The sequence below is a fragment of the Haloarcula amylolytica genome, from assembly GCF_049705545.1.
In the GTDB taxonomy this organism is placed as follows: domain Archaea; phylum Halobacteriota; class Halobacteria; order Halobacteriales; family Haloarculaceae; genus Haloarcula; species Haloarcula amylolytica_B.
On record NZ_JBNAMU010000001.1, the window covers coordinates 2,025,183 to 2,051,838 of the forward strand.

The following is a 26,656-nucleotide window of genomic DNA, read 5'->3' on the forward strand; positions in this document are numbered from 1 at the left end:
GTTGTGATACTCCCCTGATATTGCTGTCACGCGGACGGGTCATATTTTGGGTGTCCGTCGAACCACAGTCGCTTTGGGGATAGCGTCCCCACTTCTCAGCAATGAGTACAGCGATGGCGGACGTCTCGAAGCGGCAGGCGTGGGTGATGGCCGCGCGGCCACAGACGCTGCCTGCCGGGGCCGCGCCGGTCATCGTCGGGATGGGGTTGGCAGTCCACGCCGGCGTCTTCGCTCCATTGCCGGCGGTCGCAGCGCTGGTTGGCGCGTTGCTCATCCAGGTCGGAACGAACTTCGCGAACGACTACTACGACGCGGTGAAGGGGGCCGACACCGACGAGCGCGAGGGGTTCACCCGCGTGACCGCTGGCGGTCTCATCGACGCCGACGAAGTCAAACGAGCAATGATAGCGACCTACGGGCTCGCCGTCGTCATCGGCGTCTACCTCGTCGCCGTCGGCGGCCTCCCTATCGTTGTCGTTGGCCTCTCTGGCATCGCCGCCGGAATACTCTACACCGGCGGCCCGCTCCCCTACGGCTACCGCGGGCTGGGTGACCTGTTCGTGTTCGTCTACTTCGGCGTCATCGCGGTCACTGGCACGTATTACGTGCAGGCCGTTGCGAGCGCAAGCGGCGTCGGGACGTTCCCGATGACGCTTCCGGCGGGGTCGGTCACTGCCGCCGCTATCACGGCGAGTCTCCCGGCAGCCGGGCTGTCGACGGCGATTCTCGTCGTCAACAACATCCGCGACCGGGAGACGGACCGCGCCGCGGGCAAGAAGACGCTGGCCGTCTATCTGGGCTACGGGTGGAGCCGCGTCGAGTTTCTCCTGATGGTGGGGATGGCCTACGTTGTCCCAGTCGTGTTCGCCCTCGATAGCCAGTACGGGCTGCCGGCACTGGCCCCGCTGCTTACGCTGCCACTGGCGGCGACGGTCTCGAAAACAGTCCTCACACAGACCGACGGCGACGCACTGAATCCGACGCTCGAACGGGTCGGGCAGACGCTGTTCGCCCACTCCGTCCTGTTCGCGCTGGGACTCGCCGTCCCACAGCTACTATGAACGTCGACCCGTTCTCGCTCCCGCTGTCGAGTCCGCTCGCCACCGCCCGCGAGACCATCAGCGAGCGCTCGGGATTCGTCGTCCGCTACGACCACCGCGGCGAGACCGGCGTCGGCGAAGCCACGCCGCTCCCGGGCTGGACGGAGTCGGTCGACGACTGCCGGAGCGGGCTGGCCGATGCGGCCGCTGTCGCAGTCGACGGCGGTCACACCGACGTCCTCCTGTCGCTGGACGCCGCGTCCGTCCCCGCCGCCAGGCACGGCTTCGCGACCGCCCTATTGGACGCCGATGCGAGGGCCGACGGCGTGCCACTGTACCAGTGGTTCGATTCCGGGAGGCGGTGCGACCGCGTTCCGGTCAACGCGACGGTCGGCGACGGGTCGCCGGCCGAGACAGCCGACGCCGTCGAGCAGGCGGTCGAGGCCGGCTACGACTGCTGTAAGCTCAAAGTGGGAAAGCGCACCGTTGATGAAGATGTCGCGCGCGTTCGGGCCGTCCGTGAGCGCGTGGGCGACGACGTGACGCTTCGCGCCGACGCCAACGGAGCGTGGTCACGCGATCAAGCCGAGAACGCCTTCGACCGCTTCGCGCCGCTGGACGTGGCCTACATCGAACAGCCGCTCCCAGCCGACGACCTGGCGGGCCATGCTGCACTTCGAGGGACAGATATCGGCGTCGCGCTCGATGAGTCTCTCGTCGAGCGCCGGGTCGACAGCGTGCTCGACGCCGACGCGGCCGACGTGTTGATACTGAAGCCGATGGTACTCGGCGGCCCTGGAAACGCCCACACGCTGGCGCTCCGGGCCCGCGAGCAGGGCGTCGAGCCGGTCGTCACGACGACCGTCGACGCCGTCGTCGCCCGCCTCGCGGCGCTGCACGTCGCCGCCGCGATTCCCGACGTCGGGGCCTGTGGCCTGGCGACTGGCGACCGACTGGCGTCCGACCTCGCGCCGGACCCGACGACAGTAACCGACGGGACAATGTCGGTCCCTCAGGCGACCGGCCTCGGCCTGGACCCGTCGGAGGTGGGGACTGATGCGTGACCCCGTCGACTGGCCGACGAGGGACCTCGTTGCTCACCGCGCCGACACCACGCCTGACCGGACGGCGATGGTCGCGGCTGACTCCGGGAACGCGGTCACCTACCGGGAACTCGACGCCGCTGTCGATGCGGTGGCTGCCGGACTCGACCGACGGATCGACGCCCAGGACGCCACCGTTGCGACGCTCCTGCCGACCCAGCCGGCGGTCGGGACGCTCCTGTTCGCGACGATGCGACTGGGCGCGACGCTCGCGCCGCTGAATGTGGAACTCGACGCGGAGACACTCCGAACGCAACTCTCGGCGGTCGACGCTGATCTGCTGGTCTCTGGGGGCAGCGCTGCTTCGCTGGCAGCCGACATCGAAGGCTATCCCGTGGTGTCGGTCGACGAGGATCTGTCCGTGGCCACCGTCACCGAGACCGCAACGGTGGAAGGGAGCACTGCCGTACGCTCAGCAGAACTGAGCCGCAGCGACACCCAACTCGTCATCTTTACTTCGGGGACCACCAGCGAGCCGAAGGGCGTTCGGCTGACAGTCGGCAACCTCGTCGCCAGCGCCGTCGCGTCCTCCTACCGCCTCGGCGTCCTGCCGACCGACCGCTGGCTGGTCTGCCTGCCGACCTACCACATGGGCGGGCTGGCTCCCTTCGTCCGGAGCGCGCTGTACGGCACCGCTGTCGTTGTCCAGCGGTCCTTCGACGCCGAAGCGACACAGCAGGTCATCGCCGACCAGTCGGTGACGGGCGTCTCGCTGGTGCCGACGATGCTGTCGCGCCTGCTGGACGCGGGCTGGGAACCGCCGTCTTCGCTCCGGTTCGTCCTGCTCGGGGGCGGCCCGGCCAGCGAGAGCCTCATCGAGCGATGTCGGGAGCGGGGCGTTCCTGTCTGTCCGACCTACGGGATGACCGAGACGGCGTCCCAGATAGCGACAGCACGGCCCGAAACAGCATTCGAGCGGTCCGGCACCGTCGGCCAGCCGCTCGTGTTCTCCGACGTAACAGTCGTCGCTGATGGGGAGCCTTGCGACCCCGGTGAGCGCGGGGAGGTCGTCGTCGACGGTCCCACGGTGACACCGGGCTACCTGAACGGCGACGGCGGCGCGTTCGGCGACCACGGCTTCCGGACCGGCGACATCGGTTACCGGGACGCGGACGGCCGTCTCTGGGTCGAGGGCCGCGTCGACGACCAGATCGTGACCGGCGGGGAGAACGTCGACGCGAGCACGGTCGCCGCGGCGATTCGCGATCACCCCGCGGTCGAGGATGCGGCCGTAGTGGGGCTCTCCGACGAAGAATGGGGCCAGCGCGTCACCGCGCTGGTCGTCGGGGAGATATCGCCCGCGGCGGTTCGCGACCACTGCGTCGAGCGACTCGCGCCGTACGAAGTCCCGAAGACGGTTCGGGTCGCCGACGCGCTCCCGCGGACGGCTTCGGGGACTGTCGACCGGTCCGCTGTTCGGTCGCGGCTCACGGCTGCTGGCGAGCCGAACGAATCAACCCAGTAGTTCGGTGCCGGTGGCCAAGCGGTTTTCTACGTCCGCAGTTTATGCAGTCCCGTGTGTACAATCGTCCTCGCGTGGCAGGTCTTCGACGGTACGCCGGTCGCGGTCGCGGCGAACCGCGACGAGCGACTTGACAGGCCATCGCAACCGCCACAACAGCGCCACTGGGGGAGTCGCGTCGTCGCGCCGGCCGACGAGGAGGCCGACGGGACGTGGATCGGCTACAACGAGCACGGCCTGCTGGCGGCGGTGACGAACCGCTGGGTCGACGCTGACCTGGCTGGCGACCGCTCGCGCGGCCTGCTTGTCCGGGACGCGCTGAGTCACGAGAACGCGGAGTCCGCAGCGCGCGCCGTCGAACAGGCCACCAGAGCGGCCGAGTACGCGGGGTTCAATCTCTTGCTGGCCGACGAGAACGCCGCTGTCCTGCTGGAATGGGACGGCCAGCTCGCGGTCCGGAACTTCCAGCCCGGCGTCCACGTCGTCGTCAACGTCGGCGCGGACGGCGACTACCGGATTCCGGCCACTCGGCCCGACGCCGGCGAAGAACAGGCGAACAACGCGACGCGGCTGCACGAGGCACTCGTTCCGGAGCCCGGTGAATCCGCCGACGGGTGGATCGACCGCGCGGGCGACGCCATCAGCGACCACGAGTACGGCGTCTGCGTCCACGGCGACGGCTTCGGCACGCGGTCGTCGTCGCTCATCACGCTGGGTGCCGACAGGGAATATCGCTACGCGGACGGGCCGCCGTGCCGGACCCCCTACCGCCCGGTCGAAGGTCAGATTTAAGCGGCCGACTCACGGTGTACACAATACATGAGTTCAGCAGCGTCGGAGGCGGACCTTTCTGACGGCGAGCGGGCCGGGCTCGAACTGATTCGGGAGTCCGGCGGCATCCACCAGAGCGACTTCTGGAAGGAACTCGACGTCTCCTCGCGGAAGGGGAGTCGGATCGTCGAGTCCCTGTTCGAGAAGGGCCTCATCCAGCGGGAGGAGACGGTGTACGAGGGGCACAACACGTACTACCTGACGCCCGCGGCCCGCGACCTCGACTTCTCGCTTCTGATGGCCGGCGACCAGCTCTCGCCGTTCATCGGCGACGAAGAAGTCGACCCCCACGACGACACCTTCTCGCAGTGGGTCATGACCCTCGCCTACGAGGACTGACCGTCGCTGGCGGTATCGTCCCGCAACTGCCCGCGCCCGTTAGTAGTGCCACGGCACGTCGTCGAAATCCGGCTTGCGCCCTTCGTTGAACGCGTCCCGTCCTTCCTGGGCCTCGTCGGTCATGTACGCCAGCCGCGTCGCCTCGCCGGCGAACACCTGCTGGCCGACCATCCCGTCGGAGTCGAGATTGAACGCGTATTTCAGCATCCGCATCGCCGTCGGTGACTTCTCGTTCATCCGCTCGGCCCATTCGATAGCGGTGTCTTCCAGATCTTCGTGAGGCACCACGTCGTTGACCATCCCCATGTCGGCGGCTTCGTCGGCATCGTAGGTCTTGCCGAGGAAGAACACCTCCCGGGCCTTCTTTTGTCCCACCTGTCGCGCGAGATACGCCGAGCCGAAGCCGCCGTCGAAGCTCCCCACGTCGGGGTCCGTCTGGAGGAACTTCGCGTGCTCCTCGCTGGCGAGCGTGAGGTCACAGACGACGTGCAGCGAGTGGCCGCCGCCGACGGCCCACCCCGGGACGACGGCGACGACGGGCTTTGGGATGTGGCGGATCTGACGCTGGACTTCGAGAATGTGGAGGCGGCCGACGTTCTCTGGCGCGTCGTCTGCCACGCCGTCGCTCGTCTCTCGCGGGTCGCTTTGCTCCCCGCTCGCTGTGTCCGAGTCGCGTTGCGACTCGCTGTACTCGTACCCGCTCTCGCCCCGGATGCTCTGATCCCCGCCGGAACAGAAGGCCCAGCCGCCGTCCTTCTCCGAGGGTCCGTTGCCGGTGATGATGACACAGCCCACGTCAGTCTGGCGCTTGGCGTGGTCCAGTGCCGTCGCGAGTTCGTCGACCGTCTCCGGCCGAAAGGCGTTGCGCTTCTCCGGCCGGTCGAAGGCGATGCGGACCGCGCCCGTGTCGGTCGAGCGGTGATAGGTGATGTCGGCGAAGTCGAACCGGTCGATGACCGTCCACCGCTCCGGGTCGAATAGCTCAGAGACCATACCGTGGCTCGGGACGGCCCTCGCAAAAAGATTCCTCGTACGCGCTACCACAGCAGAGGAAACGCTTTGGTGTCGCGTACGTGAATCGACTAGCGATGCCCTCCAAACTGAATAGAAAAGCGGCGATGGGGATACTCGCGGGCCTCTCCATCCTCGTTGTCGTGTACAGTCTCATCATCGTCCAGCAGATTCTGCTCGGGCTGATCGTGGCCGTTGCCCCCTGGCTACTGTACCTGCTCGTGCGGTTCATCTTCACGCTCGAACGAATCGCGACGGCGCTGGAACAGCTCGTGTCGATGCGCGCCCAGGAGCAGGAGTCCACTGGATCTGCCGGGGACTATCAGCGGCCGTCGGAGTCGTACGAACGTGGCACAGAGACAGAAGGGGGCGTCGAGAACAAGTGATCGAGCGCGGTAGCTGGCAGCGAACGTCGGTCGCGCGCTTACAGGTGTTACGCCCGGCATGACAGAGACGTTCTACGAGGTACTGGGCGTTTCAACCGACGCGTCGACGGCAGCTATCGAAGCGGCCTACCGAGAGCGGCTAAAGGAAACCCATCCCGACGTGAGCGACGCGGCCGACGCCGGCGAGGCGACACAGCGGCTCATCGAAGCCCGCGACGTGCTCACCGACGAGGACGAGCGGGCGCGGTACGACCGGCTGGGCCACGACGCCTACGTTGCGGGTGAGAGTGATGCAGCCGAGGATGACGGCGGTGACGCTGCCGAAGCGGCACGGCACGCGGGCTATGACGGTTCTGCGTCGGCTGGCGACCGGACCGAAGCGAGCGCTGACCGGAGTACAGCTCGGACGAACGCCCGGGAACGGGCACGACGCGAACGGGCTGCCAGGGACCGCGTCACCGGGGACAGACGTTCGACCGCTGCTACCGCTTCGAACGACGACCGGTCAGCCGACCCGGCCAGCGAGACGGCGACCGCGTCGGAGGCAGACTCGACCTGGCACTCCGGCGCTACCGCGACCAGCGGCTTCAGCGACAACTCCGGCAGCGGCGCCACCTGGAGTTCGTCGTCCGCGTACTCTGTCCGCCAGACCGACACCCCGTCCCGCGGGTCGCTCCTGGAAATGCCGACCGGCCGGGGGCTGACGCTGTTTGCTATCACGTTCGCCCTCTATCCGGTGATGCTGTTCAGCGCGCTGCTCCCGGCGTTCCCGCTGTGGGTCAATCTGACAATCGGGGTCTGCACCCTCTTCATGATCGGCTATCTCCAGTCCGAGCCCACTATCGCGATCATGGTATTCGGGAGCTGGAGCCTGACGACGACGGTGCTGCTGGTCACGCTGAACATCAGCGCGTTCTCGCTCATCGGGGCGCTCGCGCTGTCTGGGACGTGGCTCCCGTTCGGACTGTCGCTGTTGACGGCGTCCGTGTTGCGGCTCTGAAAATCAGTCGCCAGCGAGGGTTTCGGCGACCTGTTCGGCAAGCCGGTCTCTGACCGCGTGGCTGTCGCCCGCGTCGAACTGGACCTCGATGACTTGTGTCCCATCGGCCCGGACTGACTCGGCGAACCGCTCGCGGAACTGCCGGCGGTCGGCCACCCGCTCGAACTCCAGTGAATAGAGCGCCTCTGTCGGCTCGAAATCGAGTCCGTGTGGCGTGCGGAACTGGTCCTCGAAGGTGGGGTGGTCCTCAATTGGGAGCATGTGGAAGATGCCGCCGCCGTCGTTGTTGATGAGGACGACCGTCGCGTCTACCTCACAGCGACCGAGCGCGAGCAGGCCGTTCATGTCGTGGTAGTACGCCAGGTCGCCGGTGACGAGCACGAGCGGGTCCGCCGTCGCGCTGCCGGCCCCCAGTGCCGTCGAGGTGATGCCGTCGATACCGCTTGCCCCCCGGTTGCCCAGTACGGTCAGGTCGGCGTCATGTGGCCGGCCGAAGCGATCCATGTCCCGTATCGGCATGCTGTTCGAGACGAACAGCGTGGCCGGGTCCGGGGCCAGCACCGCCACGTCTGAGAGGACGCCGCCTTCCCAGTAAGTTTCCGCGACGAAGTCGTCGACGGCATCCCAGTGGATTTGTTCCGCCTTGGCGAACCGTTCGCGCCATGCTGACTCACCACCGCCCAGTGTCCCGTCCGAGAGCGCATCCGCGGTGGCGTCGGGGTCGGCAACGAGCAGGTCCGTCGCCGTGAACTCGGCCTCCGACCAGCCGCCGGCCGGGTCGACGAGGAACTGCTGGCAGTCGGCGTCCCGGAGGTAGTGACGCAGCGGCTTCGAAGTCGGCGACGAACCGAAGCGGACGACGACATCTGGATCGCCCCACTCGTCGACGCTGCCGCTGCCGAGATAGCCGTCGTAGCCGCCACAGACCGGCACGTCGAGGCGGTCGACGTGCGGGCCGAACCGCAGGTCCGACAGCGGGTCTGCGAGGACAGGGAAGCCGGTCGCCGACACCAGCCGTTCAAGCGATTCTGCACTGAGTCCCTGGTCGGCCGGCCCAGCGACGATGAGTCCCCGCTCTGCGGCCCGGAGCGCGTCTTGCACGCGGCGCACCGTCCGCTCGTCCGGCGCAGCGACGCCCTGGCTCGTCGTGACGAACGGGCCGTCGCGGCCAACCTCGGCCGCATCGTCGCCGCCCGCCCAGCCAGCGGGAACGCCCGCCGGGTCGTCATCCGGCACCAGCGTCGGTTCCAGCGGCTTCCGGAACCGACAGTTCAGGTGGACCGGCCCCGGGTCGGCGCCGGTGCTCTCTGCGAGCGCGCGGGCCGCCGTGGTCCGAAGCATTCGCACCTTCCGCGGCTCGGCCTCGGGCTCGGGCATATCCCGGTACCAGCGCACGGCGTCGCCGTACAGCTTCTCCTGATCGACGGTCTGGTTCGCTCCGCTGTCGATGAGTTCCGGCGGTCGGTCCGCCGTCAGCAAGAGTAGCGGAACGCCCGACTGGTTCGCTTCGATGACCGCCGGGTGGTAGTTCGCCGCGGCGGTCCCCGATGTGCAGACCAGCGGCGTCGGCTCGCCGGTCCGGCGGGCCCGTCCCAGCGCGAAGAAGGCCGCCGACCGCTCGTCGAGGTGCGAGAATACCTCGATGTCCGGGTGTTCGGCGAACGCGACCGTCAGCGGCGTCGAGCGACTGCCGGGCGAGAGACACACCGCGTCGACGCCGCCGGCGACGAGTTCGGCCACGAGCGTCTCCGCCCACAGCGTGTTGACGTTCGGGGCGGTCATTCTAGCTCGTCGAGTATCGGCCGGTACTTGAGCTGGACCTCGTCCCACTCGCGGTCGGGGTCGCTGTCCGCGACGATGCCCGCGCCCGCGAAGAGGGTCGCCTCGCGTTCCGTGGCGACGGCCGAGCGGATGCCGACGGCGAAGGTCCCGTTGCCGGCGGCGTCGACCCAGCCTATCGGCGCGGCGTACCAGCCGCGGTCGAACGCCTCCGTCTCGCGGATGGTCCGCAGCGCCGCGTCCGGCGGCAGCCCGCCCACGGCCGGCGTCGGGTGCAGCGCCTCGACCAGCGAGAGGACGTGCTCGTCGTCGTCGAGTTCGGCCGTGATCGACGTGCGGAGGTGCTGGACCGTGGCGAGCCGGCGGATGGTCCGGTCGCCGATGCGGACCGTCGAGGCAAACGGTTCTAGCTGGTCCCGTATCGCGTCCGCGACGAGCTTGTGCTCGTGGCGGTCCTTCTCGCTGTCGAGGAGTTCAGCGGCGAGCCACTCGTCCTCGGCGGGTGTGTCGCCCCGACCCGTCGAGCCGGCTAGCGCCTCCGTTCGGACCGTCCGTCCGCGGACCGACACCAGCCGCTCCGGCGTGGCCCCGAAGAAGGTGCCGCCGGCGTCCGGCGATAGCATGAACCGGTAGCAGTCCGGGTAGGTGCGGGACAGCCGGGCCATCACGTCCGGGACCGACAGCTCCGCGTCCAGCGTGGCGCTGAGGCTCTGGGCGAGCACGACCTTCTGGAGGTCGCCGCGGTCGACGCTGGAGATGGCGGCCGCTACCTGCTCGCGCCAGCCGTCCTGTGTCGGCGTGCGCTCCCGGTGTGAGATCCCCGGTGGGATTCCTGGCTCGCTCTCGGAGTCTGCGACCAACCGGTCACGCCACTCGTCAAGCCGCGTCTCCGCCTCCGTCTCGGCCTCGGGCCCCGTCGCGACCGTCGTGAGCCAGGCGTCGTCGTCTCTCGTGGTTACCTGTATCTCGGGGAGGAAAAACGCCGCACTGGGAAACCCGTTCCAGGGGGAGTCGTCCCCCTCGTGGGTCCCGTTGTGGAAGGCGAACCCACCGAACGCTCGCGGCCGCGCAACGCTCGGGAGGCTGTCGGGGACCGTACAGCCCTCGAACAGTGCCTCGAGTGCTGTCCGCAGGTCCTCGAACCGCGACTGCCCGTCGGCAGTCACAGTCGCCGCGCTCCCGCGGGCCGCGATTGACTCTGTACCGGCCGCCCAGAAGAACCGGGGGCGAGCGTCCGTTTCGAGTACCGCCCGAACCGGTGCATCGTCGAGGCGACACCCGCGTGCGACGACCGTTGTCTCACCAACCGTCGTCTCGTCACCACGCAGTGGTTCCATCAGCCATGCCTTAGGATTGCGCACCTTTGAGCCTAACTATACTCTCGATTCTGGACGCCGCGGTTCGGGCGGACCGTCGTTGGGAATTGGCCGGTTTTATGCCGTTCTGGCCAGGGATGCAAGGCGGAAACGGCTATTCTTCTTTGAAGAAATTAATCTATGGGTTCACGAAGTTCCTCTCTCCGTTCTACAATTGTAATTCTGTAATCTACGAACACACCCCCGTCAGGTTTAAATAGGGCATAGTCGAAGCCCCCTATGTTGCGATGCCTAAGGTAGAGATCAATATCCCGGAACACCTGGAGATGCAGATCGCGCAGCTCGTCGAAAAAGGCGAGTTCCTCAACCGCGAGGAAGCCATCGAGGACCTCCTGTCGACCGGGCTCAAGGCGTACAAAACCTCCGGACCACAGGACGAAGACGAGGAGCCAGGGTTCGAAGAAGACGGCATGATGGGTCACGACGACGAGTACGTCTTCTGAAAATACAGGCGTGAGAGTCTGGTATCCCTTCTCAAGCAATTCTTATGCACGAGCCACCACATAGTCGTAGCCATGCACAAGGACGAGCTTCTCGAACTACACGAGCAGATGGTGACGATCATGGAGTACTTCCGCGACGACATGGACTCGGTCGATCCGGACCTGTTTGACGCCTACCAGGAACTCGACGTGCGCCCGTCGGACGTCCACAAATCGAAAAGCGAGCACAAACACGCCGTGTTCGTGCTCGGCAACTCGCTTGCGACGGCGATGAGTGAAGACGAGTTCTCGGACGCCGGCCGGGTCAGCAAGCGGATGAAGGAACTGGCCGAGGACGCCGAGCGGAAACTGTAGACACGACGCTATCGAGCGCCGTCTCTCTCGTCTTTATTGCGGCTATTCTTTCCCGGTGGCAACGACCGCTCTCCGTTGAGTTCGGTGAACAGCGTCGGGTCGGTCCGGAACGTCGAGACGCTGTGAACGACCGCGTTCCGGACAGTCTGAATCAGTGCTGCTGTGGGTTGCCGTACTCACGTTACTGACCCTTGAACTCCGGGTCGCGCTTCTCGACGAACGCGGTTGCACCCTCCTCGTGGTCGTCGGTCGTGAAGGCGACACCCTGCGCGGCGGCTTCGTTTTCGAGCGCCTGCTCCAGCGAACTGTCCAGGCTTCGGTTGACCAGCCGTTTTGCGTGACCGAGCGCAACCGTCGGCCCCGAGGCGATGTCGTCGACGAGTGCCGATACCTCCGACTCGAAGGTCTCTGCGTCGAACACTCGCGTGAACAGCCCGAGTTCGTGGGCGGTCTCGGCATCAAGGAGGTCGCCGGTAAACAGGAGTTCCTTGGCCTTGTTCGGGCCGACGATTCGTGGGAGGAAGTAGGAGACGCCGGAGTCGCTCGCCAGCCCGACCCGGCGGAAGCCGAAGCCGATCTGCCCGTCGGTGCTCGCGACCTGCAGGTCACAGGCCAGCGCGAGCCCGGCCCCAGCGCCGAAGGCGGGGCCGTCGATCTTCGCGACGACCGGGAGCGGACAACTGTGGACGGTCCGGATGGCCTCGTGGAGTGCCGAGACCACCAGTTCGACCCGTTCCGCCGGCGGCTGGTCGTTGTCAATCCCCTCTAGCATCGCGTCGATGTCGCCGCCGGCACAGAAGGCGGGGCCGGCACCCTCCAGCACGACACACCGGGCGTCGCTGTCGGCCACCGACTCGAACCGGTCGATGAGTGCGTCGGCGGTCTCCTTCGACAGGGCGTTCCGCGCCGCCGGTCGGTTTAGCGTCACTGTGGCCACGTCTCCCTCCATCGACACCGTCACGGTCGGGTCGTCCATGCGTGTGCTCTCACCCGGCGGAAAGATAACAGTGGTGTCCGTCACCGCCTGTCAGACCAACATCGTTGGGCAGTACCTTTTGCCCGGGCTGGTGCATGTATTGTGTATGCGCCTGCACTGGCATCGCCGTGACCTCCGGGCAGCGGACAACGCCGGCCTCGCCGCGGCGACTCCGTCCGACCCCGTCGTCCCGGTGTTCGTCTTCGACAGGGCCGTCCTCGACCACGCTGGCCCGCCGCGCGTCGCGTTCATGCTGGACGCCCTCGACAGTTTGCGGGAGTGGTACCGCGACCGCGGCAGTGACCTCGTCGTTGCCGAGGGCGACCCGACGGCCGTCCTGCCGGAACTGGCGACCGAGTACGGCGCGGAGAAAGTCACCTGGGGGAAAGACTACTCCGGGCTCGCCCGGGAGCGCGACGCCGCCGTCCGGCAGGCGCTGGACGACGCGGACGTGGCGCGCGAGGCCGTCCAGAACGCCGTGTTGCACGAACCGGGCGAGATTACGACGAACGACGGCGACCCCTACAGCGTCTTCACCTACTTCGGTCGGAAGTGGCACGACCGCGAGAAGGCGGCCCCCTACGAGCCGCCGTCAGCCGACGAACTGGCCGACGTCGACGGCGACGCGCTCCCGACGCTGGCGGACCTCGGCTTCGAGGAACCAGAAGCGGACGTGCCTGCGGCGGGGACCGACGAAGCGCGGACCCTGCTTGATGACTTCCTCGTAGAGAACGTCTACGAGTACGAGGAGCGCCGGGACTTCCCGGCCGACGAGTGCACCTCGCGGCTCTCGGCCCATCTGAAGTTCGGGACAATCGGAATCCGGGAGGTGTACGACCGTACGCAGGAGGCCAAAGAGGGGACCGGTGGCGACCGCCGCGAGTCCGTCCGGGAGTTCCAGTCCCAATTGGCCTGGCGGGAGTTCTACGCGCAGGTGCTGTTTGCCCACCCCCACGTCGTCAGTTCGAACTACAAGTCCTACGAGAACCCAATCGAGTGGGAAAACGACGAAGAACTGTTACAGGCCTGGAAAGACGGGGAGACTGGCTATCCCATCGTCGACGCCGGAATGCGACAGCTCCGTGAAGAGGCCTACATGCACAACCGCGTCCGGATGATCGTCGCCTCCTTTCTCACCAAGGACCTGCTCATCGACTGGCGCTACGGCTACGACTGGTTCCGGGAGAAACTGGTCGACCACGACACGGCCAACGACAACGGCGGCTGGCAGTGGGCGGCCTCGACGGGGACCGATGCACAGCCGTACTTCCGTATTTTCAATCCGATGACGCAGGGCGCAGACTACGACCCTAACGCCGAGTACATCAAAGAATACGTCCCGGAGTTACGGGACGCTGCGCCCGAAGTTATCCACGACTGGAACGAGTGCTCGCTCACGCAACGGCGCAACGCCGCGCCGGAGTATCCGGACCCCGTGGTCGACCACAGCGAGCGCCGCGAGCAGGCCCTGGCGATGTTCGAGCGGGCCAGGGGTGACGAGTAGGGCGGCATCGTTCTGCTGCGCTGGACTCTCCCAGACACTTACACCAGATACGGTGCCGCTACGTGGCGTCATACCAGCGGGTGGTAACGGCTCCGTCCCCCTGTCCGTGCAGGGTGATAACGAATGGCTCCTAAACGTTTAACAGGCAGCCGCGCGACAGGTATTGATGGAGGCGTTTTCATATGCCCGAACATTCCAATCCCGAACTGCCACCACTCCCGTACGACTACGACGCGCTGGAGCCACACATCTCCGAGCAGGTGCTCACCTGGCACCACGACACTCACCATCAGGGGTACGTAAACGGCCTCGAATCGGCCGAGGAGACGCTCGCCGAGAACCGCGACGCCGGTGACTTCGGTTCGAGCGCCGCCGCGATGGGCAACGTCACCCACAACGGCTGTGGCCACTATCTCCACACGCTGTTCTGGGAGAACATGGACCCCAACGGCGGCGGTGAGCCGGAGGGCGACCTCCGCGACCGCATCGAGGAGGACTTCGGTTCCTACGAAGGCTGGAAGGGCGAGTTCGAAGCCGCCGCATCAGCCGCCGGCGGCTGGGCGCTGCTCGTGTACGACCCCGTTGCCAAGCAACTTCGCAACGTGCCGGTCGACAAGCATGACCAGGGCGCGCTCTGGGGCTCCCATCCAATCCTCGCGCTCGACGTCTGGGAGCACTCCTACTACTACGACTACGGTCCCGCCCGCGGTGACTTCATCGACGCCTTCTTCGAGGTTGTCGACTGGGACAAGGCCGCCGAAGAGTACGAGAAGTCGGTCAGTCACTTCGAGTAAGGGACAACACTCGACGTTTTTTTCGCGGCTGTGCCGAGAGTCCGAGATATAGTAGCCATTGAAAATCAATGCACACCCGACCGCACGACTGCAGTGCAGTCGGTGTGTAAATCGTTTCAATTGTTACTATACGTCTGGGCCGATAGTATCTATTCCGCCGTTAATATCTACGAACACCGACAAAAAGTAACGCTGTGACCGTGTCAGACTACGGGACAACAGCGTTACGGGAGGATATAGTTTTATAAGAAGCGAATCAGTGATAACTGTTATGAGTCGCGATACCAGTCGACGGATGTTCCTGAAGCGCACTGGGGCGGTAAGTACTGTCGGTCTGCTCGGTGGGCTGGCAGGCTGTTCAACTGAGCAGACCGGCGGTGACGGCGGCGATGGCGGCGACGGAGGAGATGGCGGCGACGGTGGGATGACCGGAACCGGAACCGAGTCCGGTGGCGACGGCGGTGCGGAATCGCCGGACGTGCTGATGGTCGTCGGCTATCCCCAGAGCGGGGTGCAACTGTTCAAGGACTTCTACGCCGACTACGGCGACGACGCCGCCGACATCCTCGTCACCGACGGACTGCAGGACGGCGAACTGCCGAGTAACGTCGGCGACGACATGTCAAACGTCCGCGGCACGGCCCCGTCGGCGGCCGGTCCCGGCGTCGATACGTTCACGGAGCAGTTCACCTCCGAATTCGATTACGACGAGGCCGGCGTGTTCACGTCGCAGGCCTACGACGCGACGGCGGTCCAGATCCTCGCAAACGTGATGGCCGGGGAGAACGACGGGCAGGCCGTCCGAGACCACATGCGCGTCGTCGCCAACCCGGGCGGCGACACGTACGGCCCCTCCGACTTGCCAGCGGCCGTCGAAGCGGCTGCGGCGGGCGAGAACATCCAGTACGAGGGTGCTTCGAGCGCGGTCAACTTCGACGAAAACGGAGACATGGCGTCCGCGCAGTACCAGGTTTTCGGCTTCCAGGATGGCGGCGGCGTCGATACGCTCAGCACCGTCGACTTCAGCGCCGGCGACGATATCCCGCAGCCGGAACCGAGCGGCTCCGGAAGCGACGCCGGTCGAACGATCCAGTTCGGTGTGCTGATGCCCGAAACCGGCGACCTCGGTCCGCTCGGCAGGCCCATCCGCGACGGGGCGATACTCCCAGCCCTGCAACTCGAAGGCGAAGTCGACTTCGAGTTCGATTACCAGGTCGGTGACACACAGACTCAGGCACAGGCGGGCATCGACGCGGCCAACTCCCTCGTCAGCGCGGGGTATCCCTCGATAACTGGTGCTGCCGGCTCCGAAACGACGATACAGGTCGCACGCAACGTGCTCATCGATAACGGCGTCGTCGGCTGTTCACCGTCTTCCACGTCGCCGACGATTACCAACCTCGAAGACAACGACTACATCTTCCGCACCCCGCCGAGTGACGCGCTACAGGGTCAGGTCCTGGCGCAGGTCGGTGTGGAGGAACTCGGTGCCGAAACCGCATCGACGCTGTATGTGAACAACAGCTACGGCCAGGCGCTGCAGGAAGCGTTCGCCGGCGCGTTCGAGGCGGAAGGCGGGACCATCGTTAATCAGGTCGGCTTCGAGCAACAGCAGTCCTCCTACACGTCTGAAATCAACAGTGCGATGAACCAGTAGCGGGGCTGCCGGCGTCGATTCTTTTTCCAGTTACCCGCCGAGGAAGTCCTGGCGGACCTGCTCGTCGTTGAGCAAGACCGTGCCCTCGTCCTCGTAGCGGTTCTGGCCCTGCACGAGCACGTAGCCGCGGTCACACCGCCGGAGCGCCTCCTTGGCGTTTTGCTCGACCATCAGAATAGCCGTGCCGTCGTCGTTGATGCGGTCGATACGGTCGAACATGTCGTCGACGAGGTCCGGAGCGAGTCCGGCGGAGGGCTCGTCGAGCAACAGCAGGTCGGGGTCGAGCATCAGCGCCCGCCCCATGGCGAGCATCTGCTGTTGGCCGCCCGACAGCGTCCCGGCCGACTGGTCGGACCGCTCCCGGAGAATGGGGAACCGTTCGTACACGTCTTCGATGCGGTCCTCCGGAACCTCGTCGAGGATGTACGCGCCCATTTCGAGGTTTTCGCGCACGCTCAGCGAACCGAATACGTTGCCAGTCTGGGGGACGTAGCTGATTCCCTCGTAAATGATCTCGTCGGGGTTGCGCCGGCTGATGTCGGTGCCGTCGAAGATGACGTCCCCGCCCATGTACGTCGTCAGGCCGAAGACGGACTTCATCACCGTCGACTTGCCGGCCCCGTTCGGGCCGACGATGACGACGTACTCGCCGTCGGCAACGTCCATGTGGACGTCGCTGAGGACCTGCAAGTCGCCGTAACCGGCATCGAGGTTCCGAATCGCGAGGAGGCGTTCGCTCGGGTCGGGGAGGGTGACGGTCTCGGACTCCGTCGCGTGCTGGCTCATACGTCACCTCCCAGATACGCCTCGAGTACCCGCTCGTCCGACGTGATAGTCTCGGCGTCCCCTTCGGCGAGGACGCTCCCCTGGTGCATGACGATGATGTGTTCGCAGTTGTTCATGATGACGTCCATGTCGTGTTCGACCAGCAGGAAGGTCAGCCCCTGCTCCCGGCGGAGTTCGTGGATCCGCTCCAGCAACTTCTCTTCCAGCGTCGGGTTGACGCCGGCCAGCGGTTCGTCTAGCAGAATCATCTCGGGGTCGGTCATCAGGACTCGCGCCATCTCCAGCAGTTTCCGCTGACCGCCCGAGAGGTTGCCAGCGTTCTCGTGGGCGAGATGGTCGATCTCGAAGAACTCCAGCGTCTCCCACGCGCGGTCGCGGACATCCGCCTCGTCTCTAATGACGTCGCCGCGAAGCCCTGGCGTCACCGACCGGACGACCGACTCCCCGACCTGTCCGCCCGGCGCGAGCATCACGTTCTCCAGAACGGTCATATCGGACAGTTCACGGGCGATCTGGAACGTCCGGACCAGCCCGCGGTTTGCGAGCGTGTACGGCGCGAGCCCGGTAATATCCTGGCCGTCGAAGGTGACTCGACCACCGGTCGGCTCGTGGATACCTGTGATGCAGTTGAATGTCGTCGACTTGCCGGCCCCGTTCGGACCGATGAGGCCGGTGAGCGACCCCTCTGCTACGGAGAACGTCGCCCCGTCGACCGCGACGACGCCGCCGAACTCCTTGCGGAGGCCGTCGATCTCGAGTAGGGGAGAGTCGATGGCGTCGCTCGTGACGGCCGTCTCCTGTCGCTTTGCGGCGTCGGGTTCACTCATCGGCCTCACCTCCGGACCCGGACTGCGGTCTGTCCAAGCTCACGCTCGTTGCGGGTTCGTTCCGATGGCCCAACAGCCCCTCGGGCTGGTTCTGGATGATGTATATCAGCACGACGCCGATGAGGACGAACCGGAGTGTGCTGACGTTGCTAATGATGTATGCGAGGAGGGGGAGCGGGTCCAGCGACGCGAGTCCGGCGACCGCGTCGATAATGTTACCGGGTGCGCGGGTGCCGCCAAGCGAGACGTTCTCCCCAAGTCGAGCCGGCAGGTAGAACAGCAGTCCCGAGAACGTCGCCGCTCCGATGATACTGCCGGTGTTTGACCCGGAGCCGCCGATGATGAGGGCCGCGAACACGTAGAACGTGATCGTCGGTCTGAACTGCTGTGGGCTGATGTAGCCCGCCTGTCCGCGGAACAGAACCCCGGCCAGCCCCATCAGCGCGCAGCCGATCATGAACGTCTTGATCTTGAACCGGCGGGTGTCTTTGCCGAGGGATTGGGTCACGGTCTCGTCCTCGCGGATCGCTTTCAGCACGCGGCCGAACGGCGAGTTCGTGATGCGGGCGAGCACCCAGTAGCTCGCCGCTACGACCAGCAGGAGGATAACCCCGTACGTGAGGTTCGCCAGGTTCGGCCCGGAGACGCCGATGCCGTCCGCGGCATTCACGAGGGGCTGCCCGACGCCGTTGACGAGCCCCGCCGCAACGTCATTGGCGGACTTGAACGAGATGCCGGTCGCGCCGCCGGTGCCGACCGGCGCCCCGAACAGCGAGAACTCGGCGAGACCGTCCCAGTTGACGACGAGTCGAATGATCTCCGAGAACGCGACCGTCACGATAGCGAGGTAGTCGGCCTTCAGTCGGAGCGCCGGCAGCGCCGCGAGACCGCCGATGATAGCGGCCATCGCCATGCCGCCGATGAGGCCGACCCACAGCGGGAGGCCGAGCCCCGGGACCGCGCCGGCGGCCGGGTCAGTCGGCGCGGTGAGAACCGCCGTGGTGTACGCGCCGACGGCCATGAATCCCGCTATGCCGATATTGAACAGGCCGGTGTACCCCCACTGGAGGTTCAGTGCCAGCGCGAGGATAGCGTAGCCGCCGATGAGCACGGTCACGCTGCCGATGAAGCCGACGGCGAGGTTCGCCCAGTTCGCCCCGCCGACAGCGATTGCCAGCACGAGCATGACAGCCCAGATGCTGGCGATGAAGCCGACGACCAGTCCCACGTCCGGGAGCGCGTCAAGCCGGTCCCGAACGGAGTCAACGGCGCTCACGCTGTCGACACCCCCCCGAAGATACCGGACGGGCGCAACAGCAAGACGACGATGAGCACCAGGAACGCAGAGGCCCGCGACAGTCCGGACGGGAGCCAGATCAGGGCCAGGCTATCGACCAGCCCGATGAGGACACCGCCGGCCATCGCCCCGTATATCGAGCCGATGCCGCCGACGATGACCGCAGCGAAAATGAGCAGGAGCAGTATCCAGCCGAAGTTGAACGATATCGTCCCGCTCTCCAGCACGAGCAAGTAGCCGCCGATGCCTGCCAGACTGCCGCCGAGAATCCAGGTCAGTCGAATGACGCGCTCGGTCGGAATCCCAGTCACGCGTGCGAGGTCCTCGTTGTCGGCCATCGCCCGCATCGCCTTGCCGAGCTTGGTCCGCTGTAGCAGGAGGTGGACGCCGAGCATCAACAGGAGCGACACCACCAGCAGCGTAATTTCGTTGTCGGTGACCGAAACCGTCGAGAGAACCGTCACCCGGAGGCCGCCGCTGGCGACCCCGCTCGTCTGCGTACCGAAGACGAACGCGATGAGGTATCGCATCGCGAGCGCGACGCCGATAGAGGCGATCAGCAAGGAGATGTTGTCCGCTTCGCGCATGGGCCGGTAGGTGAGCCGGTCCACGAGCAACACGACACCGATTGACCCGACGCCGGCGACGACGAGGCCGAGAAGGACCGGAAGGAACGTCGAAACGGTGCTCAACTGCCGACCCGAATTAAGCATGAACAGTTCTGAAATCGGGGCCCCGGTTCCGAGGCCGGCGGTGATGTACGCGGCGACCCACCCCAGGAACGCCCCGGCAGTCACCGTGTCTCCGTGTGCGAAATTGGCGAAGTCGAGGATGCTGTACGTCATCGACAGGCCGATTCCGGCGAGTCCCACGGCCAGTCCGACGAGCAATCCGTCCACCACCATCGAGAGCAACGAGCCCACGGTGAGGGACCCACCCAGTAGCCTGGTCCCGAGAAAGAACACAGTTGTCCCAGCGAGCTTCGCGACCAGGTCCAGCAAGAGGAAGCCGCTTACCGCGGCCACCACCGCTGCTCCAGGTCGGTCACCCAACACCACGCGACCGTCCCTTGCGAACTCAGCAATTCCCATAGGTTACCGTTCGTTGGACCCTCCTGTCTAAATAACCCTCCGGAAATTCTTGCGAAACAGCGGTGTAGACGCCAAAATACCGGTGCAGGAACAGGAATCGCCCCGCCCATGGTCAACTGTCGATTGGCAAATCATTGGCACTGTCGGATGGACGGGCGCGGTCGGCCACTCTGGTCACAGTGGGGCCGTCAGTGTGGGACCGGACGGGGAACGAACGACTCACACTGGCTGATTTACAAGTCACCCGTATGAAACGTGGGGCTGCCGAGAAACCACCGGACATCGGCCGGATACCGACGTAGAACGGTGCTATTCACAGCGCTTTTATGCGGTCCATCGATGATATACGACAGATGGTACGCCTGGTCGTCGCCAGTTTGGTGCTGGTTCTCCTGCTGGGAAGCGGTGCCGCGCCACCGGCGGTGTCACAGCCGACCGACGAGAGCGTCGGTGTCCAGACGCCCGACAGGTTCGACCGGACGACGTTCCAGGTCACGCTGTACCAGAACGGGTCAGCGAGGTGGGCGATCATCCACAGGACCCCGCTCGAAAACGACACGGAGCAACAGCAGTTCGAGGATTTCGCCGCAGAGTTCGAGCGGTCGGAGCAGCCGCTGTACCAGAATTTCGTCGAGCAGTCGACGCTGCTGACACAGTACGGGACGAACGTGACCGGCCGGAACATGAGTGCGACTGACTACGACCGCTCGGCGACGGTCGACCCGCTACAGAACACTGGAACGGTGAGTATGTCGTTCCACTGGCGTAATTTCGCCGCCGTCGAGGGCGATTCGGTCGTGGTAAGTGACGTGTTCGACGGCGGGTTTTACATCGGGTCGAGTCAGTCGTTCGTCTTCGAGCGCGGCCCCGGAATGGCGTTCGCTGACGTCCAACCGGAACCGGACTCACAGAGCGCTCCCGACTCGCTCGAAAACAGCGACAGCGTCACGTGGAACGGCGAGCAGTCGTTCAACGACCGCCGGCCCTACGTGGAACTGGAACCGCGCGAGACCGGGCAGAATACCGAGACGGAGCGCGGTACCACGGCGGCTGCCGACGCCCCTGACGGGTCCAGTGGCGGGCCATCGTGGATGCTCCCGGCTGTCGTCATCTTTATCGCCCTCGTCGCCGGCGGTGCGGCCGCGTGGCGGTCCGGCGCGCTGGGACAGGTGCTGGGAACCGACGACGACGAACCGCCCGCTTCGACACCGTCAGCCGCTGCGGACACGGAGCAGCCGTCGTCGGCTCCGTCGGGCGATGCAACAGCGGACACCGATACGCCCGACGAACCGGCGGTCCCCGACGAGGAACTGCTCACCGACAGCGACCGCGTCCGCAAACTGCTGGAGGAAAACGGCGGCCGAATGAAGCAGGTCGACATCGTCGACAGCACCGACTGGTCGAAATCGAAGGTGAGCATGCTCCTCTCAGATATGGAAGACGACGGCGACATCTCGAAGCTCAGAGTCGGCCGCGAGAACATCATCAGCCTCGCCGGTCAGGAGCCCGATGCCGCAGGGTCACCGTTCGACGACGAGTGAGAAACCAACACAGGGCGGGGCCGAAACGCAATGATTATACGTATCTCCTCGCTACGAACTTGTGTACGCTCCGTTGGTGTAGTCCGGCCAATCATATCACCCTCTCACGGTGATGACTAGGGTTCAAATCCCTGACGGAGCATTTCTCTGCGATTCAACGAATACACAGTGACCGCTGTCTGTGACCGACAGTATTTGTGTCTCCCAGTCCAACCGGCCGGTATGCGCGTCGCGGTAGTCACCGTCGGAGACGAACTGCTCAGTGGCGAGACGGTCAACACGAACGCCGCGTGGCTGGGGCGACAGCTCGCAGAGCGCGGCGTCACTGTCGGCCGGACGACGGTCGTCCCCGACGAGATATCGGACATCGCCCGCGTGGTCAACGAGTACCACGCGGAGTTCGACGCCGTCATCGTCACCGGCGGCCTGGGACCGACACACGACGACAAAACCATCGAAGCCGTCGCCGCGGCGTTCGGGCGGGACGTCGTCGAGAGCGAGGACGCCATCGCGTGGTTGGAGGAACACGGCGGCTACACGCGCGACGATCTGACCGACGGGACGGGAGAGGTACCGGAAGGGTCGCGGGTACTGCCCAATCACGAGGGCGTCGCGCCCGGCTGTGTCGTCGAGAGCTGCTACGTCCTGCCGGGCGTGCCGGCCGAGATGAAGCGGATGTTCGAGGAGGTCGCGGGAGAGTTCACCGGCGAGCAGCGGCACGTTCGCACTGTCGACGCCGCCGAGCCCGAGAGCGCGCTGCTGGACCGGCTGGCGGAGGTACAGGAGCAGTTCCCGGTCAAGGTCGGCAGTTATCCGGGCGACCACGTGACCGTCCGGTTCGAGGGGACGGAGGAGGAGTTAGTTGATGAGGCGGCCGCGTGGTTCAGCGAGCGCGTCGAGTCACCGACGGCGGAGTGACTACCGGTAGAGGTGGTTCAGCCACAGAAACGTCAGGAGCAGGCCGCCGAGCGTGATGACCGCACCGGACGCGTTGATGATCCCTGTCTGCACGCCGCTCTGGAGTACAACTGACATAGGAGTGCGTTCTGCGTGGGGTGGCTTGAAAGGCACGCTCCCGGGCCTCTTTTGCCGCGGGGTCGCGTAGTGACGACGAATGCGACGAATCGGTGTCGTGGTCAACCCCATCGCCGGCATGGGCGGCCGCGTCGGCCTCAAGGGCACTGACGGGAAAGTCGCGGAGGCGCGCCGCCGCGGCGCGGAGCAACGCGCACCGGACCGGGCACGGACTGCGCTGGAATCACTCGCCGAGGTGGAGACGGACGTGGAACTGCTCACGTACGGCGATCCGATGGGGGAGGGTATCGCTCGTGAGGCAGGGTTCGATCCGACGGCCGTCGGCGCTCCAGCGAGCGCTGACGAGACGACGAGCGAGGACACCCGACATGCGGTCCGGGCGTTCGTCGAGGCGGACGTGGACGCGATCCTGTTCGTCGGGGGCGACGGCACGGCCGTCGACGTAGCAACGACGCTTGACGACCTGGACGCGGACATTCCGATCCTTGGCGTCCCGGCCGGCGTCAAGGTGTACTCCTCCGTGTTCGGCGTGTCACCGCGTGCGGCCGGACGCATCGTGGCTCGGTTCTCCGAGACGGAGCGCGCGGAGGTCAACGACATCGACGAGGACGCCTTCAGAGGCGGGGAGGTCGTCACGGAACTCCGGGCCGTCGCCACGGTCCCCGTCGCCGACCAGCGCCAGTCGGCCAAACAGTTGGGCGGCGGCAGCGTCGAGTCACTCGCCGAGAGCGTCGCCGACGCCGTCGAGGAGGGCGTCACGTACGTCCTCGGGCCAGGGAGCACTGTCGGCGCTATCAAGGAACAGCTCGGGTTCGACGGGACGACGCTCGGCGTGGACGTGTGGCGTGACGGTGAAGTGCTCGCCCGTGACGCCGCCGAGTCGGACATCCTCGACGCTCTCGGGGACCGAAACGTCATTATCGTTTCGCCCATCGGCGGCCAGGGGTTTGTGTTCGGCAGGGGAAATCAGCAGCTATCGCCGGCGGTCATCAGGCAGTGTGACCTGGAAGTCGTCGCCTCCCGCCGGAAACTGGACGGTATCGGAACGCTCCGTGTCGACACCGGCGACCCGGAACTAGACGAGGAACTGCGCGGCTGGATGCGGGTCCGCGTCGGTCGTCACGAGCGTAGACTCGTCGAAGTCGTCTGATACGGATTACTGTAGCGATTTACCGGTATGTGTCGACTCCGGGTCGACACTATCCGGAAATAACCGAAAATAATCAGCAGGAAACCTCCACAGCCGAGAGAAGCAAGCCATGATATATCGCCTGCGGTATTTTATCATGTATAGTCAAGATTAAGGTATCTCACGCCCGACAAAGGACATATGGAAACCCGGAAAGTCCAGCGATTGGGACCGTCGACGCTCGCGATGACGCTGCCGGCGGAGTGGGCCAGTGCGCACGATGTCGAAAAGGGCGACGAGGTGTCGCTGCGGATGGGCGGCAAAGGCACGCTGACAGTTATGCCCGAGTCCGTCCAGACTGAGGAGTCGGAGGCTATCATCCACGCGGAGAACCTCGACGCCGATTCCGTCGAGCGGGCTATCGTCGCCCAGTACGTGCTCGGCCGGCGCGTCATCCACGTCGAAGCCCCGGAGGGCGAGACGCTGGAATCCTCTCACATCAACGCTGTCTACAACGCCGAAACCCAGCTAATGGGCCTCGGCGTCATCGAGGAGACGCCGGACAGAATCGCGATTCGCTGCTCCGTCGACCCGGAGGACTTCACGCTCAACAACCTCCTCGAACGGCTGGAATCCACCGGCTCGACGATGCGCAACGAGGCGGTGAAATCCCTCGCCCACGGCAACCCCGACCTCGCTCAGCGGGCGCTCAACCGCGAGCGACAGGCCAACAAGATATTCGTCCTGCTGCTACGGCTCATCTTCACGGCCTACCAGAACCCCAACCTCGCGCGGGCTATCGGCCTCAACGACGGTTTCCCGCTTATCGGCTACCGCTCGATTGCGAAGAACCTCGAACTGACGGCGGACAACGCCGAGGACATCGCCGAGATCGCCCTAGAGACCGAGGACCACTCGCTCAACGTCGACAGCTCCACGATGCGCCGCATCCGCGAGTTCACCGACCAGGTCAACGACATCACCGAACTTGCGGTCCAGGCAGCTGTCGACCGCAACTACGACACCGCGATTCAGGTCCGAGAGCTGTACAAGGACATCGGCGACAAGGAACACGAGATCCTCGATGACCTGCCGGAGATGGACAACGAGGCGCTGCTGGAAGTGCGCGAAGTGCTCGTCAGCCTCCAGCAGACCGCCGAGTTCGCGGTCCGGAGCGCCGAGATCGCGACGAACCTCGCGCTCAACGAGGAGTCCGAGCACACGACCATCGAGTGAGCACCGGCCACCGCCGACTCCCAGTTTCGGGTCATAGCGACAGCCCGGTTTTGACAATTCGTCGCCGCCCGCAATATCAGGTTCACTACAACGACAGGGAGTTGTGAAAAACGCGTGTCTCTTTGGGCTTCGAGTCGGAGTCCTCGTATGAAGCGCACCGTCGACCAATCGACTGCCGTTCACGTCGCAGTCAGAGAGGCCGTCGCGACGCTCGAGGACTGTCACCCCACCCAACTCGGGAGCCTCAGTCTAGTCGTCGACGGTGAACGACTAGACGCGGTGCCAGACACCTCTCCCGAGGAGTCGCCGATGCTGTTCCGCTACTGTGGCTACACGGTAACGGTCGATGACTCGGGGACGCTCCGCATCGAGAACTGAGGGACAACAGACCGGGAGTGCCGGCTACCCGAGCAGACCGCCGTCGTCGGTTTCGGTCTCAGTCGCTGTCTCCGTCGGGGTCGCGGTTTCCGATTCTGTCTCCGTCTCGGTTGGCGTTGCGGTTTCCGTCTCAGACTCGCCGCCACCCAGTAGCCCGTCATCCGTCTCGGTCTCCGTCGGTGTCGGCGTCGGGGTTTCAGTTTCCTCGTCGCCGTCCGGTGACTCGTCGGCCGACCCGTCGTCGGGCTCAGCGCTCGTTCCGTCGCCGGTCGGGTACTGCGCCTTGTTGCCGAAGATGTCCGTCTCGATCTCCTGCTGGTAGTCGATGGAGTCCAGATCGACCCGGAACTGCTCCCCGCCGCCCTCAAGCACGAGGTAGAAGTCGATGTAGAGGTCCGTCCGCTGGTTGCGCTGGAGGTGCGTCACCCACCAGCGGTCGAGGTTCCCGTTCTGGATAGCGGTGTTCGCTTCGAGTGTCGTCTCCTGGCCGGGGCTGAGGACGTAGCCGCGATCCGTCTCGCCCTCGCCGACGGTCACGTCGTTCATCCGAACGGTGTAGCCGACTTTGGTGATCGTGTAGGGGTACGGCTTTGGGTTGTACACGTCGAACGCGAGGTTCAGCGGCGTCTCGGACTGGGTGAGGTTCTCCTGGTCCCACGCGCCGCGGGTCTCGTTGATGTACAGCACCGGGTCCGAGACGAACGGCTGATCGGCCTCGACGGGGCGCGTCTCGGTGGAGTTGAACTGGCTGAGGAGGTCCGTCTCGATGGTCCGCTCCTGATTGACCGACACCGACCGACCGCCGAGCGTCGAGGACGTGACGGTGGCGTCGATGCCCACCGTCGTCGTCTCGCCGTTGTCGATGTGGGTGACCCACCACGGCGGGATACGGTCGTTTTGCATCTCGGTGCTGAACGCGAGCGTCGAGTTGCCGGTCCCGATACCGACTCCCTGCCTATCGCCCTGTGCCATCTCCACGCTGTTCATCGAGACGGTGTAGTTAACCCCGACGCCGCCCAGCTGGACGCCGACGGGGTTGGGATTGGTCACGGTCAGATTCGTCGCCACAGTGGTCGTCTGGTTCGAGACGCCCGCGAAGTGGTTGTCCACGGACGCGACGCTGGGTGTGCCAAGAACGCCGAGCGCGACGCTGCCCCCTACGACAGCGGCGACCGCGACGACCAGCAAACCAACGGTTTTCAACCGACCCATAGTTGCACGTCCATCTTCGACGGGGAGGTATATGTCCTGTGGCTCCAGCCCGAATGAACTAAGTGGGCA

Annotated in this window: 26 protein-coding genes and 1 tRNA gene; 18 read left to right on the forward strand and 9 right to left on the reverse strand. The window is 65.5% G+C overall.

Features of this window, described 5'->3' with window-relative positions:
- The first annotated feature begins 101 nt into the window (after positions 1-101).
- Genes ACOZ4H_RS10600 through ACOZ4H_RS10620 form a run of 5 tightly spaced genes read left to right on the forward strand, consistent with a single transcriptional unit; the run spans position 102 to position 4,775 of the window.
- Positions 102-1,061, forward strand: coding sequence for a 1,4-dihydroxy-2-naphthoate polyprenyltransferase (locus ACOZ4H_RS10600; RefSeq protein ID WP_424329251.1), 960 nt, complete (start codon positions 102-104; stop codon positions 1,059-1,061).
- Complete coding sequence (locus tag ACOZ4H_RS10605; RefSeq protein WP_424329252.1) at positions 1,058-2,104, forward strand: mandelate racemase/muconate lactonizing enzyme family protein; 1,047 nt, start codon at positions 1,058-1,060, stop codon at positions 2,102-2,104. Before ACOZ4H_RS10600 ends, ACOZ4H_RS10605 begins: the two co-directional genes overlap by 4 nt.
- The gene (locus ACOZ4H_RS10610) at positions 2,097-3,608 is read left to right on the forward strand and encodes an AMP-binding protein (RefSeq protein WP_424329253.1); all 1,512 of its coding nucleotides are present in this window, start codon (positions 2,097-2,099) and stop codon (positions 3,606-3,608) included. Before ACOZ4H_RS10605 ends, ACOZ4H_RS10610 begins: the two co-directional genes overlap by 8 nt.
- Before the next feature lie 51 nt (positions 3,609-3,659).
- Entirely contained in the window at positions 3,660-4,397 is a 738-nt protein-coding gene (locus ACOZ4H_RS10615) for an NRDE family protein (protein WP_424329254.1), read from the forward strand.
- Positions 4,398-4,424: 27 nt separating this feature from the next.
- Positions 4,425-4,775, forward strand: coding sequence for a helix-turn-helix transcriptional regulator (locus ACOZ4H_RS10620; RefSeq protein WP_310896128.1), 351 nt, complete (start codon positions 4,425-4,427; stop codon positions 4,773-4,775).
- 39 nt (positions 4,776-4,814) lie between these two features.
- On the opposite strand, the gene ACOZ4H_RS10625 is transcribed toward ACOZ4H_RS10620, so the two are convergent.
- Positions 4,815-5,768 (reverse strand): 1,4-dihydroxy-2-naphthoyl-CoA synthase, encoded by a 954-nt coding sequence (locus ACOZ4H_RS10625; protein WP_424329255.1) that lies wholly within the window; start codon positions 5,766-5,768, stop codon positions 4,815-4,817.
- Positions 5,769-5,863: 95 nt separating this feature from the next.
- On the opposite strand from ACOZ4H_RS10625, the gene ACOZ4H_RS10630 reads away from it, so the two are divergent.
- Both ACOZ4H_RS10630 and ACOZ4H_RS10635 read left to right on the forward strand, forming a co-directional pair.
- Entirely contained in the window at positions 5,864-6,172 is a 309-nt protein-coding gene (locus ACOZ4H_RS10630) for a hypothetical protein (protein ID WP_424329256.1), read from the forward strand.
- 58 nt (positions 6,173-6,230) lie between these two features.
- Positions 6,231-7,172: a J domain-containing protein gene (locus tag ACOZ4H_RS10635; protein ID WP_424329257.1), complete on the forward strand. Its 942-nt coding sequence runs from the start codon at positions 6,231-6,233 to the stop codon at positions 7,170-7,172.
- A gap of 3 nt (positions 7,173-7,175) precedes the next feature.
- Here the strand turns inward: ACOZ4H_RS10635 and menD are convergent, their stop codons facing one another.
- Both menD and ACOZ4H_RS10645 read right to left on the reverse strand, forming a co-directional pair.
- On the reverse strand, positions 7,176-8,954 hold the full coding sequence (menD, locus tag ACOZ4H_RS10640; RefSeq protein ID WP_424329258.1) for a 2-succinyl-5-enolpyruvyl-6-hydroxy-3-cyclohexene-1-carboxylic-acid synthase: 1,779 nt from the start codon (positions 8,952-8,954) through the stop codon (positions 7,176-7,178).
- Positions 8,951-10,288: an isochorismate synthase gene (locus ACOZ4H_RS10645; RefSeq protein ID WP_424329259.1), complete on the reverse strand. Its 1,338-nt coding sequence runs from the start codon at positions 10,286-10,288 to the stop codon at positions 8,951-8,953. The genes menD and ACOZ4H_RS10645 overlap by 4 nt, the downstream gene beginning before the upstream one ends.
- 266 nt (positions 10,289-10,554) lie before the next feature.
- On the opposite strand from ACOZ4H_RS10645, the gene ACOZ4H_RS10650 reads away from it, so the two are divergent.
- Together ACOZ4H_RS10650 and ACOZ4H_RS10655 are read left to right on the forward strand one after the other, a co-directional pair.
- Positions 10,555-10,770 carry a ribbon-helix-helix domain-containing protein gene (locus tag ACOZ4H_RS10650; RefSeq protein WP_004517946.1) on the forward strand — a complete coding sequence of 72 codons (216 nt, stop codon included), beginning with the start codon at positions 10,555-10,557 and terminating at the stop codon, positions 10,768-10,770.
- Between the two features lie 72 nt (positions 10,771-10,842).
- Positions 10,843-11,124, forward strand: coding sequence for a UPF0058 family protein (locus ACOZ4H_RS10655; RefSeq protein ID WP_004517945.1), 282 nt, complete (start codon positions 10,843-10,845; stop codon positions 11,122-11,124).
- Positions 11,125-11,305: 181 nt separating this feature from the next.
- Here the strand turns inward: ACOZ4H_RS10655 and ACOZ4H_RS10660 are convergent, their stop codons facing one another.
- Entirely contained in the window at positions 11,306-12,100 is a 795-nt protein-coding gene (locus tag ACOZ4H_RS10660) for an enoyl-CoA hydratase/isomerase family protein (protein WP_424329260.1), read from the reverse strand.
- Positions 12,101-12,206: 106 nt separating this feature from the next.
- Here ACOZ4H_RS10660 and ACOZ4H_RS10665 point away from each other — a divergent pair, with 106 nt between their 5' ends.
- The 3 genes from ACOZ4H_RS10665 (at position 12,207) to ACOZ4H_RS10675 (ending at position 16,055) form a co-directional block, all read left to right on the forward strand.
- Positions 12,207-13,604: a cryptochrome/photolyase family protein gene (locus tag ACOZ4H_RS10665; RefSeq protein ID WP_424329261.1), complete on the forward strand. Its 1,398-nt coding sequence runs from the start codon at positions 12,207-12,209 to the stop codon at positions 13,602-13,604.
- Between the two features lie 182 nt (positions 13,605-13,786).
- Positions 13,787-14,398, forward strand: coding sequence for a superoxide dismutase (gene sod / locus ACOZ4H_RS10670; RefSeq protein WP_424329262.1), 612 nt, complete (start codon positions 13,787-13,789; stop codon positions 14,396-14,398).
- Between the two features lie 271 nt (positions 14,399-14,669).
- The gene (locus ACOZ4H_RS10675; protein WP_424329263.1) at positions 14,670-16,055 is read left to right on the forward strand and encodes an ABC transporter substrate-binding protein; all 1,386 of its coding nucleotides are present in this window, start codon (positions 14,670-14,672) and stop codon (positions 16,053-16,055) included.
- Between the two features lie 30 nt (positions 16,056-16,085).
- Here ACOZ4H_RS10675 and ACOZ4H_RS10680 read toward each other — a convergent pair whose 3' ends face one another.
- From ACOZ4H_RS10680 to ACOZ4H_RS10695, 4 genes are read right to left on the reverse strand one after another with little or no spacing between them, the layout of a single operon-like run.
- Positions 16,086-16,841, reverse strand: coding sequence for an ABC transporter ATP-binding protein (locus tag ACOZ4H_RS10680; protein WP_424329264.1), 756 nt, complete (start codon positions 16,839-16,841; stop codon positions 16,086-16,088).
- The gene (locus ACOZ4H_RS10685) at positions 16,838-17,668 is read right to left on the reverse strand and encodes an ABC transporter ATP-binding protein (RefSeq protein ID WP_424329265.1); all 831 of its coding nucleotides are present in this window, start codon (positions 17,666-17,668) and stop codon (positions 16,838-16,840) included. Before ACOZ4H_RS10685 ends, ACOZ4H_RS10680 begins: the two co-directional genes overlap by 4 nt.
- A complete protein-coding gene (locus ACOZ4H_RS10690; protein WP_424329266.1) occupies positions 17,661-18,944 on the reverse strand; it encodes a branched-chain amino acid ABC transporter permease in 1,284 nt (427 codons plus the stop codon). Before ACOZ4H_RS10690 ends, ACOZ4H_RS10685 begins: the two co-directional genes overlap by 8 nt.
- Positions 18,941-20,056, reverse strand: a complete 1,116-nt coding sequence (locus tag ACOZ4H_RS10695) for a branched-chain amino acid ABC transporter permease (protein ID WP_424329267.1) — start codon at positions 20,054-20,056, stop codon at positions 18,941-18,943. The genes ACOZ4H_RS10690 and ACOZ4H_RS10695 overlap by 4 nt, the downstream gene beginning before the upstream one ends.
- A gap of 326 nt (positions 20,057-20,382) precedes the next feature.
- On the opposite strand from ACOZ4H_RS10695, the gene ACOZ4H_RS10700 reads away from it, so the two are divergent.
- The 6 genes from ACOZ4H_RS10700 (at position 20,383) to ACOZ4H_RS10725 (ending at position 25,375) form a co-directional block, all read left to right on the forward strand.
- Positions 20,383-21,597, forward strand: coding sequence for a helix-turn-helix transcriptional regulator (locus tag ACOZ4H_RS10700; RefSeq protein WP_424329268.1), 1,215 nt, complete (start codon positions 20,383-20,385; stop codon positions 21,595-21,597).
- 67 nt (positions 21,598-21,664) lie between these two features.
- Positions 21,665-21,739, forward strand: a tRNA-Glu gene (locus tag ACOZ4H_RS10705).
- Between the two features lie 80 nt (positions 21,740-21,819).
- Complete coding sequence (locus ACOZ4H_RS10710) at positions 21,820-22,515, forward strand: competence/damage-inducible protein A (protein WP_424329269.1); 696 nt, start codon at positions 21,820-21,822, stop codon at positions 22,513-22,515.
- Positions 22,516-22,711: 196 nt separating this feature from the next.
- A complete protein-coding gene (locus tag ACOZ4H_RS10715) occupies positions 22,712-23,782 on the forward strand; it encodes an ATP-NAD kinase family protein (RefSeq protein WP_424329270.1) in 1,071 nt (356 codons plus the stop codon).
- Positions 23,783-23,962: 180 nt separating this feature from the next.
- Positions 23,963-24,997, forward strand: coding sequence for a PhoU domain-containing protein (locus ACOZ4H_RS10720; RefSeq protein WP_424329271.1), 1,035 nt, complete (start codon positions 23,963-23,965; stop codon positions 24,995-24,997).
- Positions 24,998-25,144: 147 nt separating this feature from the next.
- On the forward strand, positions 25,145-25,375 hold the full coding sequence (locus tag ACOZ4H_RS10725) for a HalOD1 output domain-containing protein (RefSeq protein ID WP_424329272.1): 231 nt from the start codon (positions 25,145-25,147) through the stop codon (positions 25,373-25,375).
- A gap of 24 nt (positions 25,376-25,399) precedes the next feature.
- On the opposite strand, the gene ACOZ4H_RS10730 is transcribed toward ACOZ4H_RS10725, so the two are convergent.
- The gene (locus ACOZ4H_RS10730; protein ID WP_424329273.1) at positions 25,400-26,587 is read right to left on the reverse strand and encodes an LEA type 2 family protein; all 1,188 of its coding nucleotides are present in this window, start codon (positions 26,585-26,587) and stop codon (positions 25,400-25,402) included.
- Positions 26,588-26,656: the final 69 nt, after the last annotated feature.